Origin of the sequence: Sorangium sp. So ce185 (assembly GCF_051526825.1) — a bacterium.
Lineage (GTDB): Bacteria > Myxococcota_A > Polyangia > Polyangiales > Polyangiaceae > Sorangium > Sorangium cellulosum_D.
On record NZ_CP150316.1, the window covers coordinates 10035246 to 10050436 of the forward strand.

The following is a 15191-nucleotide window of genomic DNA, read 5'->3' on the forward strand; positions in this document are numbered from 1 at the left end:
CTCTCAGCGCGCCGGCCCGGGCGCCGGCGCCGCGTCCGCCGCCGGGCCGTTCTTCATCGCCTTCACCGCCTCGACCATCAGCGACAGCGCGAGCCCGATCAGCGCGAGCCCCACGAGGCCGTTCATCGTCGTCGCGTTCAGCGCGAGCCCCTCGTTCTTCACGGCGACGAGCGCGGTCCGCACCTGCAGGACGAGGGCCCACACCGTGATCGCCATGACGAACACCATCGGGATCGCCGTGTACCAGATGCGCCGCTTCTCGCGGTGCAGCCAGACCGTGACCGCGAGGAGCGTCAGCGCCGCGAGCAGCTGGTTGCTCGTGCCGAACAGCGTCCAGAAGTCGAGGTACGCGGGCCGCACGCCGGGCGCGGGCGGGCGCGCGGTCATGATGAACAGCGTCGGCGGCGCCAGCGAGAGCGCGGTCGCCGCCGCGGACAACACCCTCCCCTTCCAGTTGAACAGCTCCTCGAGGATGTAGCGGCTGAGGCGCGTCGAGACGTCCAGCGTGTCGAACACGAAGGTGGAGAACGCCATCGCGCCGAACGTCGCGGCGAAGATGAAGTGCTCCTTGCCGATGATCACGGTGAGGAACCTGCCGATCCCGTCGCCGTAGATCTTGCCCGGCCCGGGCAGCTTCGTCCCCTGCGCCACGATGACCAGCGTCGCGAGCGCGATCAGCGCGACGAACGCCTCGGCCAGCATCGCGCCGTAGCCCACCGCGTGGGTGTGCGTCTCCTTCGAGATCTGCTTCGACGTCGTCCCCGAGCAGACGAGCCCGTGGAAGCCGGAGCAGGCGCCGCAGGCGATGGTGACGAACAGGAACGGGAAGAGCATGCCGGTCGCGCCGCCGGCGTTCCACGAGGTGAACGCGGGCTGCCGCAGCTCGAACTCCCCCGGGTACCGGAGGTTCCCGAAGAAGATCCCGATCACGCCGACCGCGAGCGCCACGTAGAGGATGAACCCGCCCAGGTAGCCGCGCGGCTGGAGGAGCAGCCAGACCGGCAGGAGCGAGGCCACGAAGCAGTAGACGAGGATGATGAGGCCGAACGCGCGCTGCGGGTTGTCGACCGGCAGCACGAACGCGGTCGAGATCTTCGTGCCGAGCCAGACGACGCCGAGCGTCGCGGGGACGAAGATCAGCGTGGTGAGCCAGAGCGGCGGCTTGAGGTACCGCTCGACGACGCCCATGACGAGGGAGAGGCCGAGGTAGGCGGCGCTCGCCGCCGCGACGGCGCCGCCGGGGTTGAACTGGAACGTGCCGCCCTCGAACTCCTCGGTCTTGCCGACGAAGGTGCTCGCCGTGATGTCGGTGAAGGCGACGATCACGTAGGAGAGCGCGAGCCAGATGAAGATCATCATCGACAGCCAGGCGCGCCGGCCGATGTGCCGCTTCGCGATCTCGGCGACGCTCTCGGCCCCGTGGCGGACGCTCGCGATGAGCGCGGAGAAGTCGTGCACCGCGCCGATGAACACGACGCCGATCGCGATCCAGAGCACGCACGGGAGCCACCCGAACGCCTGGCCGGCGAGGATCGGGCCGGCGATCGGCCCGGCGGCGGCGATGGCGCTGAAGTGCTGGCCGAAGAGGTAGAACGGCTTCGTGGGCACGTAGTCCTCGCCGTCGTTCACCTTGACCGCGGGCGTCACCGCGGCGTCGTCGAGCGCGTAGTTGCGCGCGACGAGCCTCCCGTAGAAGCGGTAGCCAAGGCACAGCACGACGACGACGGTCAGGGCGAGCAGCGGCAGCACGCGGCGCAGTATAAGGCCATCTGTGCGCGCTTGTGGTCCTGCAAACGACCCGACCGATGGGGGCGCCCCGGGTGCCGGGCGGGCGGCGCGGTCGTCGGCGCGGGCGGCTCGGCGCGGGCGGCTCGGCGCGGGCGGCTCGGCGCGGGCGGCTCGACGCGGGCGGCTCAGCCCTTGGCGATCGAGAGGATCAGCTTGCCGGCGCCGTGGCCCGAGTCGAGGCGCCGGTGCGCCTCGGCGACCTGCTCGAGCGGCAGCACCCCGGAGACGATGGGGAACGCGAGCCCCCGCTCGAAGAGCGGCGTCATCTCGCGGAGGCGCGCGGCCTCCCGGGTGAGGAAGATGCCGTGGAGCGTCTGGTTCTTGACGTAGAGCGGGGAGAGGTCGCCCTGCGGCGCGAGGACGCAGGCGAGCCGGCCACCCGGGCGCGTCGCGCGCAGGCTCTTCGCGACGAGGTCTCCGCCCACGGTGTCGAAGACCGCGTCGACGCCGGCGCCGCCGGTCTCCTGGAGGGCGACCTCGGCCGGGTCCTCGGACGTGTAGTCGATGGGGCGATCGACGCCGAGCCCGCGCAGGGTCTCCTGGTTGGCCGCGCCCGCGGAGGCGAGCACGCGGGCGCCCGAGGCGCGGGCGAACTGCACGGCGAACGAGCCGACGCCGCCCGCGCCGCCGTGGACGAGCACCGTCTCGCCGGGCTTCACCGCGAGCCGGCGCACGATCGCCTCCCACGCGGTGCCGCCCGCGAGCGGGATGGCGGCCGCCTCGACGTGCGACATGCCGCGCGGCTTCCTGGCGACGATCGACGCGGGCGCCACGTTGTACTCGGCGTAGCTCCCCGACGGGTTGCCGAAGATCTCCGGCGTGTAGAAGACCTCGTCGCCGGGGGCGAAGCCGCCGACGCCCGGGCCGACCGCCTCGACGACCCCGGAGACGTCGTAGCCGAGGACCACCGGCGGCGCGATCTGCGCCCAGCTCCCGGCGGCCCGGATCTTCGCGTCGACCGGGTTCGTGCCCGACGCGACGACGCGCACCAGGACCTCGCCCGGTCCGGGCGAGGGCCGCTCTACCTCACGCAGCTCGAACAGCTCGGGCCCGCCGAAGGCGGGGATGACCATCGCTCGCATCGCATTTTCCTCCCCGGCGCCGCCGCTTTCGCACGACCTGAAGCGCCGGCCGGTCGCCATTCTAGTTCAACCGGCCGGCGGCGATCGAAGCTGGTGGAGGTGAGCGCTGGCTCGGCCACGGCGGATAGCGCACGTGAGCCGCCCTTCAGGGCTCAGGAATCTGCATGAGCCGCGCGGACGCCCCGGGCTGAGCAGGCCCCTGCCCGCTTGTGGCACGTAGCATGGTCCCCTACGCTCTCCGGGTGCACACGATCGAGACGACGAAGAGGCTCACGGCTCGCGCGCGACGCACGCGCGATCGGCTGGAGGCCGTGGGGCGGGCGCCCGATGGCGACCTCGGCTGTGCAGGGGTGCTCCAGGCGGTGACCTTGGCGCGAGGTGCCCTCAACGGACTCATGCGCAGATCCTCGAGATTCATCTCCGGATGGTCGGCGGTGGCGTCGTGAGCTTCGGCGCAATTCTGCTGCTCGCCCTCGGCCTGGCCATGGATGCAACGGCGGTCTCGGCCGCGCGGGGGCTGGCGGTCCCCGTGATTCGCGCCCGGCACGTCGCGCTCGTCGCCGGCTTCTTTGGCGGGTTTCAGGCGCTCATGCCCCTGATCGGGTGGCTCCTCGGCGCGCGTATTGGGCCTCTGGTGCAGGCGTGGGATCACTGGATCGCCTTCGGGCTCCTCGCGGCCATCGGCGGCAAGATGCTGTGGGAGGCGCGGTCCAGCGCTGACGACGACGACGATGCGCCCAAGGACTTGTTCGCCTTGAAGGTCATGTTCGTGCTCGCCATCGCGACGAGCATCGATGCGCTCGCGATCGGCTTCACGCTTCCGATGTTGAATGCGCCGCTCGCGCTCTCCCTGGTCACCATCGGGATCACGACAGCCGTCCTGAGCGCGATCGGCCTCTTCGCCGGCAGGCGCTTCGGGGCGATGCTCGGCAAGCGGCTCGACGTCGCGGGGGGCGTCGTGCTCATCGGCCTTGGCGTGAAGATCCTGATCGAGCACTTGCAGGCGGCATAATCGCTGCCCCTGGCTTCGTCGTGGCCGGCTTCGCCGCCTCGGAGGGCCGCGCGCGTTCAGGACGGCAGCATCATCGGCGCCCGCACCTTCGCCGCGACCTCCGGGCCGCGGAGGCGCTCGACGAGCGCGAGCGCGAACGCCATCGCGGTGCCCGGCCCCTGGCTGGTCACGAGCTGCCCGTCCTCGACCACCGGGCTCGCGGCGAGCGCGCCGTGCGCCGACACCACGTCGTTCACGGACGGGTGGCACGTCATCGTCCTGCCCTGGAAGAGCCCGTGCGCCGCGAGCGCGATCGGCGCCGCGCAGATCGCCGCGACGGTGCGGCCCGCGTGCGCCTGCGCGTGCAGGCGCTCCCCCACGGCCGGCGAGGAGGCCAGCCGGTCGGCCCCGCCCTTGCCGCCCGGGAGGACCACGACGTCGAAGTCGCCCGACACCGCCGCGAGATCCGCGTCCGGCACGAGGCGCACGCCGCGGCTGCAGCGCACCGGCCCCGGCCCGTCGAGCCCGGCGAGGACGACCTCGACCTCGGCGCGCCGGAGGACATCGACGATGATGGTGGTTTCCATCTCCTCAGCTCCCTCGGCCAGGATCACGAGCGCGCGCGGTGCCTTCATGAAGACCGCCATGGCCCCGCCGGCCGCCGGATGCAAGCAGCACCAACGAACCGGGCCCGGCGCAAACACGCAAACGAGCACGAGCGGGCGCAAGCCGACGCCAGCAGGCGCGAGCCGGCGCAAGCGGGCGCAAACCGACGCGAACCGACGCGAACGGGCGCAAAGGGACGTGAACCAGCGCCAACCAGCGCCACCCGACGCGAGCGGGCGTGCGCGGCGCTGAAGCCCCTTTGCCTGCGAGCGGCTCCGCGCTAGGAGCGGGGCATGACGGAGCCCTCCGACGACCCTTTCGGCCTCGCGGGCCAGACCATCGAGGGGAAGTACCGCGTCGCCGCCGTCATCGGCGACGGCGGGTTCGGCGTGGTCTACCGCGGAATCCACGAGGGCTTCGGCGAGCTCATCGCGATCAAGTGCCTGAAGATGCCGACCTCGCTCGACGCCGCCCAGCGCGACGCCCTGCTCGAGACGCTGCGGGGCGAGGGGCGGATCCTGCACCGGCTGTCGCGGGCCACCTCGGGCATCGTGCAGGCGCTCGACGTCGGCGCGTTCACGACCCCGGCCGGCGTGTGGGTGCCCTACCTCGTGCTGGAGTGGCTGGAGGGCCAGACGCTCGGGCAATACCTCCGGGACCGGCGCGACCGGGGCGAGCTCGGCATGTCGATCGCCGAGGCGATCCAGCTGCTCTCGCCGGCCGCGCGCGCGCTCGCGGTCGCGCACGCGCACAAGGTCGCGCACCGGGACGTGAAGCCGGCCAACCTGTTCCTCACGGACGTCGGCGGGGCGCGGACGCTGAAGGTGCTCGACTTCGGCATCGCCAAGGTGCTGGCCGACCACCCCACGTTCACGGAGGCGCTCGCGGCGACCCGGCAGGGGCCGAGCGCGTTCACGCCGCGCTACGGGGCGCCCGAGCAGTTCAACAAGGCCCGCGGCGCGACCGGCCCCTGGACCGACGTGTTCGCGCTCGCGCTCATCTTCGTCGAGCTCGTGAGCGGCAGGCGCGCGCTCGAGGGGGACGACCCGACGCAGCTCTACATCGCCTCGGCCGACCCGGCGGTGCGCCCGACGCTGCGCGCGCGCGGGCTGCCGAGCGCGCCGGAGGCGATCGAGCGCGTGCTCGACAAGGCGCTTTCCATCGAGCCGAAGCACCGCTTCACGAGCGCGGGCGAGTTCTGGGACGCGCTCTCGGCCGCGGCGCTCGGCGAGCGCGCCGGGTCGGGCCCGAGGCTGGACGCCTACGGCGCGGAGCACGCGGGCGGGCTGTCGACCGCGGAGTATGCGGCCGCGCGCGGGCTCGGCGCGTCGGCGGGGCACGCCGGCCTGCCGGTCGAGCCGACGATGCTCGCCGACGCGCGCGCGCCCGCGCCGGCGCGGCCCGCCGTGGTCAAGGTGAGCCACGGCGCGGGCGGGCCGCCGACGGGCGGCGCGGCCGGCTCCACGGGCGGCGCGGCCGGCAGCGGCGGCGCGGCCGGCTTCACGGGCGGCGCGGCTGCGGCGTCTGGCGCGGCTTACGCCGCCGGCGCGCTGGCGACGGGCGGCTCCCGGACCGCGCAGGTCGACGACTCCATGATCGAGACGGTCGCGCCCGCCGGCTACCCCGGGGCGCGCCCGCCGCCCCCGCCGCCCCGCGCCGCCCCGCACCCGGCCGGCGGCCCGCCGTACGCCGCGCCGCCTGGCGCCGCCCCGCACCCGGCCGGCGGCCCGCCGTACGCCGCGCCGCCGGTCGCCCCGCCGCAGCGCGGCCGCAGCCCCGTGCGCGCGGCGCTCCCCTGGTTCCTCGCGGCGCTCCTGCTCGGCGGCGCCGGCGCGGCGGCGTACTTCCTGACGCAGTCGCCCGCCAGCAAGAAGCCGGCGCAGGCCCCGGCCGCGCGCGCCCCCGCGAAGGCGTCGCCCACCGGGCGCGCCGTGGCGACGGCCCCCGCGGGCGCGGCGACGGCGGTCGCCACCGCCGCGCCGGCGGAGAGCGCCGCGACCGAGGCGTCGGCCGCCGCGCCCGCCGCGCCCGCCGCGCCGCCGGCCGACATGGTCTTCATCGGGCCGCTCACGACCACGATCGGCGCCGCGGGCGAGGCGCGCCAGGTGACGCTCACCCGCGGGTTCTACATCGATCGCAACGAGGTGACCGTCCGCGCCTACCGCGCCTGCATGCAGCAGCGCATGTGCTCCACCGCGGATCACGTCTCGCTGACGCCCGAGCTCCTGCCGGGCGCGCAGGCGCCGGCGGCGTCCGAGGACCAGAAAGAGGCCGAGCTGTGGTCGCGGCGCTGCAACGAGCCGCGCAACGCGACCGGGCACCCGATCAACTGCGTCGACTACTCCCAGGCCGAGAGCTACTGCCGCTTCCGGGGCCGCCGGCTGCCCACGGAGGCGGAGTGGGAGGTCGCGGCGCGCGGCGCGGCGGGGCGGGCCTACGTCTGGGGCGACGACGCGCCGGCGTGCGAGCGCGCCTGCTACGACCGCAACGAGGGCTGCCTCGCGCGCGGCACCGAGGTCGCGACCTGCGCGTCGGGCGCCCACCCGAGCGATCGCACCCCGGAGGGCGTCTACGATCTCGCGGGCAACGTGTCCGAGTGGGTGTCGGACGGCCTCGTCTTTCCGCCGCCCGGCGGCGAGAACCCGCAGGGCGACCCGTCGTTCCCGCTCAAGGTGATCCGGGGCGGGAGCTTCCTGGACGGCCCGGAGAAGCTCTCGGCGACGTACCGCACCGCCGCGGCGCCGGTGACCGCGCACGCGTGGATCGGCTTCCGCTGCGCGATGGATGGGCCGGCGCCGGAGGGCGCGCCGGCGCCGCAAGACGCCCCGGTTCCCGGCACACCGGCGCCGTAAGCGCCCCCCGGCGCCGTGAGCGCACGGGGCGGAAGGGCGCGGGCTACTCGACCCGCCCGCGGGCGCGCTTCACGGCGTTCCTGACCGTGTCGCCGTACGGCCCCGCGGGGAGCTCGTGGAGCAGCGCCGCCGCGCGCTCGTAGCAGGCGCGCGCCTCGACCGTGTCGCCGAGCATCTCGTGCGAGCGCCCCAGGTTCAGGAGGAGCGACGGATAGAAGCCGCGAACCCGGTCGCCGCCCGCGGCGTCGGCCCGGCGCAAGGCTTCCTGGTTCCATGCGAGCGTTTCCTGCTCGCTCCCCTGGTGGCGGGCGACGTAGTGGGCGGCGATGCACGCCTCGTAATCGTCGGTGCGCGCGGCCCATGCTTGCTCGAACAGGGCCCGGGCGTCCTCGTTCCGTCCCTCGGCTTCGGCCTGCATGCCCTCGGCGCAGAGCCGCACCACGGGGTTGTTCGGGTCGATGCTGTCCATGCTGCGGGTCTCGCGGTGAAACTACCGCAAACCAGTCCAGGCCGCCGGCGTCACGACCCTGGAGCGCGCTGGGAGGGCGAACTTGGACGATACGACGTGCGGTTCGGAGGGGGTCCCGACCCCGCGCCGGCGCTGTGCAGCGCGGTCCCGGAGGGGTCTCGACCGCGCACCAGCGCTGTGCAGTGCGGTCTGGAGGGGTCCGGACCCCCCTTCTGGCACAAAATCCGGCGCTTCCCGGGGGCAAATGGCGCAAAACTGCACAATTTAGAGCGTTTTTTGGCACAATCTTGCCTAAAATGGCGCCCCGCGGAGCGTTCTCGAGGGGTCCGGACCCCGGTGTGTCGCAATGCATTGCGGTTGAGCCAGTGTCGGACCCCCCTCGATTGGCACAGGCCAAGGTCGTCTTGGCACACCTTCCTCGCCTGCGAGACGGCAACGTGCTGCGAATCGACGCCGCGCGTGGACGCCGGCGACCCTCGTCCCATGGCGCGCACGGCTCCGGTTCCGAACAAACACTCGGCGTGGCGACCCGTCCGGGTTGCTATGACCCAACGAAGGCCACGCCGAGCACCTCCACGGTGCGCCGCCGCAAGCTCGGGTTCAACAGGACACGCGACGGGCGGCGTCAGGAGCGAATCCGGCGGCCAAACCCTGCCAGGGTCCACGTCGAACGCATGGGAAAGAACCTGACGGGCTATCTCTGGGAGGGCCTCGACGATACGGTGCAGGTCTTCTTGACCAACGAGCCGGTCGAAGCGCCGGAAGACGTCGCGGCGCGATATGACGCGCGCGCGGGATCGAGCCGCTCATCGGCGATCTGAAGCACGGTGGGGATGCGGTCGCGTGACGAGCCACAGCGTCGACGCCAACCATGCCGCGCTGCTGCTGAAGCTGCTGACCGCCAATCTGATGCGCCGGGACATGCGGCCTGCCGTCGCGGGCCAGCGCGTGAGAAAGACGCTGAGAGCGGGGGGATGACTCTCGGTCGTGGTATACGGGCCCATCCATGTTGAACGGGGCGCCTCATCCAAGCACCTTCGAGCTTCGCGCTGGCTCTTTCGCCGCGCGGGACCTCACCGTACTCGCGTTTCGCGGTCGCGAGTCCATCTCGCGCGGCTGCCAGATCGACATCGACGTTGCCGTGCCGTTCGCCGACCCGGCGGCCTTCGAGCCGCAGGTCCTCGAGCAGCCGATGCACCTCGCGCTCCAGGGCGAGGGCGCACCGCTCCGCGTGCTTCATGGCGTCTGCACCCACGTGGCGTGGAGCGCCGCCCTCGACGATGGCCGGAGCGCGTACCGGCTCCGCCTCGCCTCGCGCCTGTCGCTGCTCGGCAGGCGCCGCGCTAGCCGCATCTTCCAGGACAGGACCGTCGACGAGATCGTCGACCTCGTCCTGGAGGAATGGCGTATCCCCCGCCGCTTCGCCCGGGTCCGCGCCTCTCCGAAGCGCGCCTATTGCGTGCAGTACCGCGAGACGGACCGCGACTTCGTGACGCGCCTCCTCGCGGAGGAAGGGCTCTTCTACTACTTCGAGCACGACCCCGGCGAAGGCGCCGAGCGGATGGTGATCGGCGACGACGCGAGCATCTATCCACCGATCCCCGGCGCCCCACGGCTCATTCACAGGAGCGCGCCGGCAGGGACTGGCGCCCTCACGCCCGGCGAGGACCACGTCCAGCGGTTCGTCGCGGCGCGCTCCGTCCGGCCGACCGCAGCCGTCGTCCGCGACTACGACTTCGAACGTCCGCTGTTCCACCCCTCCTCGTCCGCGAGGACGGCGCAGCTCGACGGCGGCGCGGAGGACGGCCGGTACGAGCACTACGAGCACCATGGCGACTACGAGAAGGTGGAGGTTGCTCGTGAGGACGCCGCGATCCGGCTGGAACAGCTGCGCCGGAAGGCCGTGGTCGCTCGCGGGGAGACCGCGTGCCGGCGGCTCGTGCCCGGCCACCGCTTCTTCCTGAAAGAGCACGACGTGGCGGCGTACGACCGGGGCTGGGTCGTGACGCGCGTCGACCACGAGGGTGAGGCGCCGCAGGTCGCGGGCGGCTCGCCCACCTACCGCGCCCGCTTCGCCTGCGCGCCGGACACGGTTTGCGTCCGACCGCGCCCCGCGCCGCGGCGCATCCAGCAGGTCGTCGAGACCGCGACCGTCGTGGGCCCGCCGGGCGAGGAGGTGCACACCGACGCGTTCGGGCGCATCAAGGTCCAGTTTCACTGGGATCGCGAGGGTCAGGGGGACGACCGGAGCTCGTGCTGGATCCGCCACGCCGAGCTCTGGGCGGGGCGCGGCTTCGGCACCCAGTTCGTTCCGCGCGTCGGCATGGAGGTGGTCGTCTCGTTCCTCGGTGGTGACGTCGATCGCCCGATCGTCACCGGCTGTGTCGCCAACGCGGTGAACCGCGCGCCGTTCCAGCTCCCGGATGCCAGGACCCGGAGCGGCGTGAAGACGCGGAGCAGTCCGAACGGCGGCGGCCACAACGAGCTCAGCTTCGAGGATCGGAAGGGCAGCGAGCTCGTCCACCTGCGCGCCGAGCGCGAGCTCGACGTTCGCGTCGGGACCGATCAGCGGGTCGGTGTCGGAGGCGACCGCTCCGTCGCGGTGGCCGGCCGCGACGCGCTCGACACAGGCGATCGGCTCACGAAGGTTCGTCGCGACGACGACCTCGAGGTCGAGGGCCGGAGGAGCGTCCGCGTCTTCGGCGAGAGCGAGGAGCACGTCCTCGGGAGCCGCGCGCTGCGCGTCGACGGGATCGACACGACAAACCTCCTCGGCGGCTCGGTGCTCACCGTCGAGGGTCCGTCCATCCTCCGCGTCACGGGCGAGTACAGCATCGACGTCGGCACGGGCGACGAAGCGGGCGCGGCGCAGATCAACGTCTCGGGCTCGCTGGTGCTCGGCGGCTCGAAGTCGCTGCGCCTCATCACGCAGGGGAGCCTCACCCTCTCCGCGGGCGAGAGCTCCCTTGAGATCAGCCCGGAGGGGATCCGGATCATGGCCGGCAGGGTGGAGATCGCCGGCACGCAGGCGCTTTCGCTGGCGGGCAAGGGACCGACCCTGTCGCTCGGGGAAGAGGCGGAGCTCGCCGCCAAGAAGATCCGCATGCTCTCCACCGACGCGGCGCTGGAGCTCGACGAGGACGCCGCGCTGTGGGGCAAGCTGGTGAAGCTGAACTGCTCGCGCGACGAACCGCCGCCCGGCGGCGAGGATGACGAGGCGAAGACGGTGCCGTTCAAGGTGCAGCTCACGGACGAGGAGCTCGAACCGTACGGAGGCAAGCGCTACCAGCTCGTCGCCGAGGGCCGGCTCTTCGAGGGGGAGACCGACGTGGACGGGGCGATCGCGGTGGAGATCCCGGAGACGGCGCAGCTCGTCGAGATCACGATGTGGCCGGCGAAGTACCCGACGGGCCCCAGGAAGAAGTGGACCGTGCGCGTCGCCGCCCTGCCCGAGGCGACGACGGTGGAAGGGGCGCTGCGGCGGCTGAAGAACCTCGGTTACTATGAGGGGGCGATCAAGGAGGGCCCTCCGGCGGACAAGGGGTTCCGGGCGGCGCTCGCGTGGTTCCAGAAGGACCACGAGCTCGGAGAATCAGGCGAGCTCGACGCGCAGACGGCGAGCGAGCTCACGCGAGTACACGGCAGCTGAGGAGCATCGAGATGGCCGACGGGAACCAGGGCGGTGGTGGGCCGGCGCAAGCGCCGGCTGGGGATTTCCTGACGAAGCTCTCCGAGGCGTACCCCTATGGGGACGAGCCGCCGCGGCTGACGGTCGCGATCAACGACATGGCCGCGGGGGCGCCGGACGGCACCGTGTTCGGCGACGATGGGGTACGACCGGAGCGCCACGAGGTGCCGGAGGGCGCGCTCTCCCGGCCGGAGACGATCGGCGATGTGCTCGCGTGGATCGACCAGCGGATCCGCGTTTTTCCCATGGATCAGGTGTGGCTCACGCAGGCCGGGCCGCTCATGAACTGGTGCGCGGACCCCAAGGAGGAGCAATGGGCCCAGGCGGTCACGGAGATCCTCTTCGGGGCCACGTACGGCAATCTCGGAGGCTGCTACGAGATGGGGACGAAGAAGGGCGTGGCGGGTTTCCCCTCTTCGGAGAACTGGGAGACGTACATCTTCAGCCGGATCCAGCGGCGGTACCGGAGCACGCTCGCGCGGGAGTCAAAGAAGCACAAGGTCACGTATGGGCATTACAACATCGAATCCTGGCTGAAACCAGAGCCGATTCGCGACGACCTGGGGGAAGCTCGGTCGCCGGGAGAGGCATCGAGTCTACCCGACGGCTCGGGGCCCCCCGACGACTCGCTGCTGGTCAAAGGCGAGGAGGCGCCGGTCGTTGGCCCGATGAAGAACGACAGGCTGCTCGAGGACCCGGTGGGGCCCCGCTGGAAGGAGCAGAAGAACGATGATCCCGCCGTGCCGATCGTCGTCGCCTGCCAGCACCTTGCGACCTACGGAGCGCTGACGCGAGGCTTCCGCATCGAGCACCTGGACAGCATCGGCTACGCAGCCCAGTTCGCGACCGGAAGCTGCGCCATCTTCTCCGGAAAGCCCGCGGCCCCCGGCGATGGGCCGCCCCCGCAGGGCGGGCGCTGGTATACGCTCCATTCCGCTGCTGCGGACAAGGCGAACGCGGGGCCGGGCGCAGGATCATCGCCTCCGCCCGTGGCGTACGAGGACCTGCTCACGGTCGAGCGCGCCAGGCAGCTCTCGCCGCCGCTCGCGCCAGGGACCATCTTCGTGTTCGATCCCGACGCCGGAGCCCGGAAGGTCACGCTCTATCTGAGCAGATACGAGGACGAATGCATTCGTGAAAAGGTCCTCCTGAAACACTTCGCAGCGCGCAAGACGCCCGGAGCGCAGGAGGTCGAGAGCCCCTATTCGCAGAAAGACAGGGTCGCCCCCGACTACCAGCAAGAGCTGGACCTCGCGAAGCCGAAGGAGGACCCCGTGCTCCTCAAGGACATTCAATTTCTCGAGAAAAAAGGCCAAACGGCGCTTGCGGAGCAAAAGCGCGCTCAGATGCAAGAGAAGCTAAAAAAAGGCCTCGCCGAATGGGAGCGTCAGAAGGCGCTGGCGCTCGACACCAGGACGAAGGCCGTCGTCATCGATCTCAAGAAGCAGCTCGACGGCTCGCATATCCACTACGTGCTCCGGGTGCACAAGGACAAGCCGCTCGTGCAGCTCATGGACACCGGCAACGGCGCCAATTTCTGGGCGAAGATCAAGGGCGAGAGGCGGGAGAGCCCGGGACGGGGAGCGCTCGTCGAGTTCATGCAGGTCGGCATCGTCGACGGAAGCGCACAGAACAAGGTCGGCCCAGGGCAGATGCTCGGCTTCTGCGGCATGGGCGTCACGCCGCCTCCCCCCGAGGACCTCGGCGAGATGGCCGCGTTCATCAAGAAGGCGCGACCGATAGGCCTGTTCCGCCTTGCCCTGACGCTGCGGCCCACCAAGGCGGTGATGACGCCGGACGACGTGCTCTACGTGAGCCGGCTCGCACGCATGTACGGCAGCTCGCCGGAGCAGAACTACACCATCGCGCAGATGCTCTGGGGGATCAGGAACACCCCCGGCTTCACGAACCTGCAGCCGTGGGTGATCTTCTTCATCCCGCGCGGGGTCCTCGCCCGGTCGATGTGGGCACACGGCGGGCGCGAGATGACGCTGAGCATGTTCATGTCTGAAGTCGCACCCAACTACAAGGCCGAGCTCGGCGTCCCTGCAAGCCCGAAATTGTACAAGCACTACTTCCCCGCCGTGGTGATCACGAACAGCGGGCGGCAGCAAGCGGACTACGCGGGCAAGGCGCACTTCCAATGCCGATGGAAGTACATGTCGGGTGGCTCAGGCGGGCCAGAACAGAGCGCCGCCTGGCCCAAGGCGATCGAGAACAAGCTCAAGGAGACCGCCTGGAATGACATCTATTGGCATCCAAGGTTCGGCACAGGGGCAGCGGCCAAGGAGCGAATCGACGCGCTCACGCCCTCGATGTTCCTGGACGGGGCGCCCTCGCTCATGGGAGACGGCAATGCTCAAGCGTCTGCCTGACGGCTCGGCCTTCATCGCGGCGGCTCTCTCGATGCTGCTCACCGGATGCGGCGCATCGAGCGCGCCGTCGAGGGCCCCCGGGGCGCGACAGGTCGTCGTGCCGCCGCCGCCGGCCCCGAGCGCTGCGCCGCTCGAGCCGGCGAAGGCTCCGGACATCGTGCTCTTCTCCTTGCCGCCGGCGGAGGATCCCTCGGCGGACGTTCTGCGCTGCGAGCGGGGGGACATAGAGGGTTGCCGCGCCGCGGGCTGGCTATTCCTCCACGGCTTCGGCGTGGCGGAGGATGCGTCGCGCGCGGATGATCTCTATACGAGAGCATGCAAAGGCAAGAACACCAAGGCGTGCATGGAGTTCGCCGTCGAGTACTACCATGCTCACGACTGGCCGATCAAAGCGACGGCAAAGCTGGTGGAGGCTGTTCACCACAAGATGGCCTGTGATCACGGCGAACAGCAGGGCTGCCTAGCCCTCGCCCTGGATGTGCTCCGTCATCCGGAGGAGCTGAGCATCTTTCAGGACACCGTGGGCAAGACTGCACAGAAGACCGCGGAAGAGGCCTGCGCGGCGTCCCACATCGCCGCGTGCTCGACGCTGATGGAAGTGGCCCAGCGGAGCGGAGACAAAGCCCGCGCGGAGACCTTGGCGATGACGCTCCGCACGATGTGCGGCGCGGGCGAGATGGGCGCGTGCTGGCCCGTGCTTCGCTACCCCTGGTCGGACAGGACGCCGGCCGAGCGGAAGAGCTTCACGAAGGAGCTCGGCAGCAAGCTCTGCAAGTTCTCCCAGGCCGAGTGCCGCGCTGGCCGGGGAGCCTGCTCGCTCGCGATCGGCTGTGTCGAGGAGGACGGCTTTGATCCGCAAGGACCGGAAGCCGTGGCAGAGTTCACCTACCGCGCATGCGCCGTCAGCCGCGACTTCAAGCGGTGCGAGGAGCTCGCGGAGCTGTTCGAGCGCGGCAAGGGCATGCCCAAGGACCCGGAGAAGGCGAGCTTCTTCGACATGGCCGCCTGTCAGCACGGCCGCGACCTGGCGTGCGTTCGCATGGCGGGGCGTATCCGGAAGCAGGGGAGCGGGCCCGAGGTCGACAAGAAGCTCTTCGAGGTCACGAAGCTGGGCTGCCGCATCGACAAGCGCGACGTCGGCTGGCTGATGAGCTGCGAGCGGCTCGCGGAGATGTACGAGACAGGCCGCGGGACGCAGAAGGACGTCGAGAAGGCGGTGGAGCTCTTCACGGCGGTGTGCCCCTATCGAGAAGAGTCGTGCGACAACCTGCGTCGCCTGAAGAGGCCCGTCCCGCCCGACGCGGACGTGCCGTGACGAGGGAGGGCAAACGTGAGCGAAA

The 15191-nt window shown here is 71.3% G+C and carries 9 protein-coding genes and 1 pseudogene; 6 read left to right on the forward strand and 4 right to left on the reverse strand.

Features of this window, described 5'->3' with window-relative positions; translation table 11 throughout:
- Window positions 1-3: 3 nt before the first annotated feature.
- Together WMF26_RS36865 and WMF26_RS36870 are read right to left on the reverse strand one after the other, a co-directional pair.
- Window positions 4-1749 (reverse strand): carbon starvation CstA family protein, encoded by a 1746-nt coding sequence (locus WMF26_RS36865; RefSeq protein WP_437996534.1) that lies wholly within the window; start codon window positions 1747-1749, stop codon window positions 4-6.
- 164 nt (window positions 1750-1913) lie between these two features.
- A complete protein-coding gene (locus WMF26_RS36870; RefSeq protein WP_437996535.1) occupies window positions 1914-2870 on the reverse strand; it encodes a zinc-dependent alcohol dehydrogenase family protein in 957 nt (318 codons plus the stop codon).
- A gap of 424 nt (window positions 2871-3294) precedes the next feature.
- Here WMF26_RS36870 and WMF26_RS36875 point away from each other — a divergent pair, with 424 nt between their 5' ends.
- Window positions 3295-3882 carry a manganese efflux pump MntP gene (locus tag WMF26_RS36875; RefSeq protein ID WP_437996536.1) on the forward strand — a complete coding sequence of 196 codons (588 nt, stop codon included), beginning with the start codon at window positions 3295-3297 and terminating at the stop codon, window positions 3880-3882.
- Between the two features lie 56 nt (window positions 3883-3938).
- Here the strand turns inward: WMF26_RS36875 and WMF26_RS36880 are convergent, their stop codons facing one another.
- Entirely contained in the window at window positions 3939-4496 is a 558-nt protein-coding gene (locus tag WMF26_RS36880; RefSeq protein ID WP_437996537.1) for a DJ-1 family glyoxalase III, read from the reverse strand.
- Window positions 4497-4760: 264 nt separating this feature from the next.
- Here WMF26_RS36880 and WMF26_RS36885 point away from each other — a divergent pair, with 264 nt between their 5' ends.
- The gene (locus tag WMF26_RS36885) at window positions 4761-7319 is read left to right on the forward strand and encodes an SUMF1/EgtB/PvdO family nonheme iron enzyme (RefSeq protein WP_437996538.1); all 2559 of its coding nucleotides are present in this window, start codon (window positions 4761-4763) and stop codon (window positions 7317-7319) included.
- A gap of 43 nt (window positions 7320-7362) precedes the next feature.
- Here the strand turns inward: WMF26_RS36885 and WMF26_RS36890 are convergent, their stop codons facing one another.
- Entirely contained in the window at window positions 7363-7788 is a 426-nt protein-coding gene (locus tag WMF26_RS36890) for a hypothetical protein (protein ID WP_437996539.1), read from the reverse strand.
- A 536-nt stretch (window positions 7789-8324) separates the two neighbouring features.
- On the opposite strand from WMF26_RS36890, the pseudogene WMF26_RS36895 reads away from it, so the two are divergent.
- The 4 genes and pseudogenes from WMF26_RS36895 to WMF26_RS36910 all read left to right on the forward strand — a co-directional run.
- Window positions 8325-8757: pseudogene (locus tag WMF26_RS36895) on the forward strand (transposase); the annotation flags it as partial.
- A 37-nt stretch (window positions 8758-8794) separates the two neighbouring features.
- Entirely contained in the window at window positions 8795-11437 is a 2643-nt protein-coding gene (gene tssI, locus WMF26_RS36900) for a type VI secretion system tip protein TssI/VgrG (protein WP_437996540.1), read from the forward strand.
- 11 nt (window positions 11438-11448) lie between these two features.
- The gene (locus WMF26_RS36905) at window positions 11449-13851 is read left to right on the forward strand and encodes a hypothetical protein (protein WP_437996541.1); all 2403 of its coding nucleotides are present in this window, start codon (window positions 11449-11451) and stop codon (window positions 13849-13851) included.
- Window positions 13832-15166 carry a hypothetical protein gene (locus WMF26_RS36910; RefSeq protein WP_437996542.1) on the forward strand — a complete coding sequence of 445 codons (1335 nt, stop codon included), beginning with the start codon at window positions 13832-13834 and terminating at the stop codon, window positions 15164-15166. The genes WMF26_RS36905 and WMF26_RS36910 overlap by 20 nt, the downstream gene beginning before the upstream one ends.
- Window positions 15167-15191 lie beyond the last annotated feature (25 nt).

What these genes read in the sequence shown, in the direction of transcription:
- WMF26_RS36870 (WP_437996535.1), bottom strand. Translation starts at nt 2,870, where the DNA reads ATGCGAGCGATGGTCATCCCCGCCTTCGGCGGGCCCGAGCTGTTCGAG.
- WMF26_RS36890 (WP_437996539.1), bottom strand. Translation starts at nt 7,788, where the DNA reads ATGGACAGCATCGACCCGAACAACCCCGTGGTGCGGCTCTGCGCCGAG.
- WMF26_RS36905 (WP_437996541.1), top strand. Translation starts at nt 11,449, where the DNA reads ATGGCCGACGGGAACCAGGGCGGTGGTGGGCCGGCGCAAGCGCCGGCT.
- tssI (WP_437996540.1), top strand. Translation starts at nt 8,795, where the DNA reads ATGTTGAACGGGGCGCCTCATCCAAGCACCTTCGAGCTTCGCGCTGGC.
- WMF26_RS36880 (WP_437996537.1), bottom strand. Translation starts at nt 4,496, where the DNA reads ATGAAGGCACCGCGCGCGCTCGTGATCCTGGCCGAGGGAGCTGAGGAG.
- WMF26_RS36875 (WP_437996536.1), top strand. Translation starts at nt 3,295, where the DNA reads ATGGTCGGCGGTGGCGTCGTGAGCTTCGGCGCAATTCTGCTGCTCGCC.
- WMF26_RS36885 (WP_437996538.1), top strand. Translation starts at nt 4,761, where the DNA reads ATGACGGAGCCCTCCGACGACCCTTTCGGCCTCGCGGGCCAGACCATC.
- WMF26_RS36910 (WP_437996542.1), top strand. Translation starts at nt 13,832, where the DNA reads ATGCTCAAGCGTCTGCCTGACGGCTCGGCCTTCATCGCGGCGGCTCTC.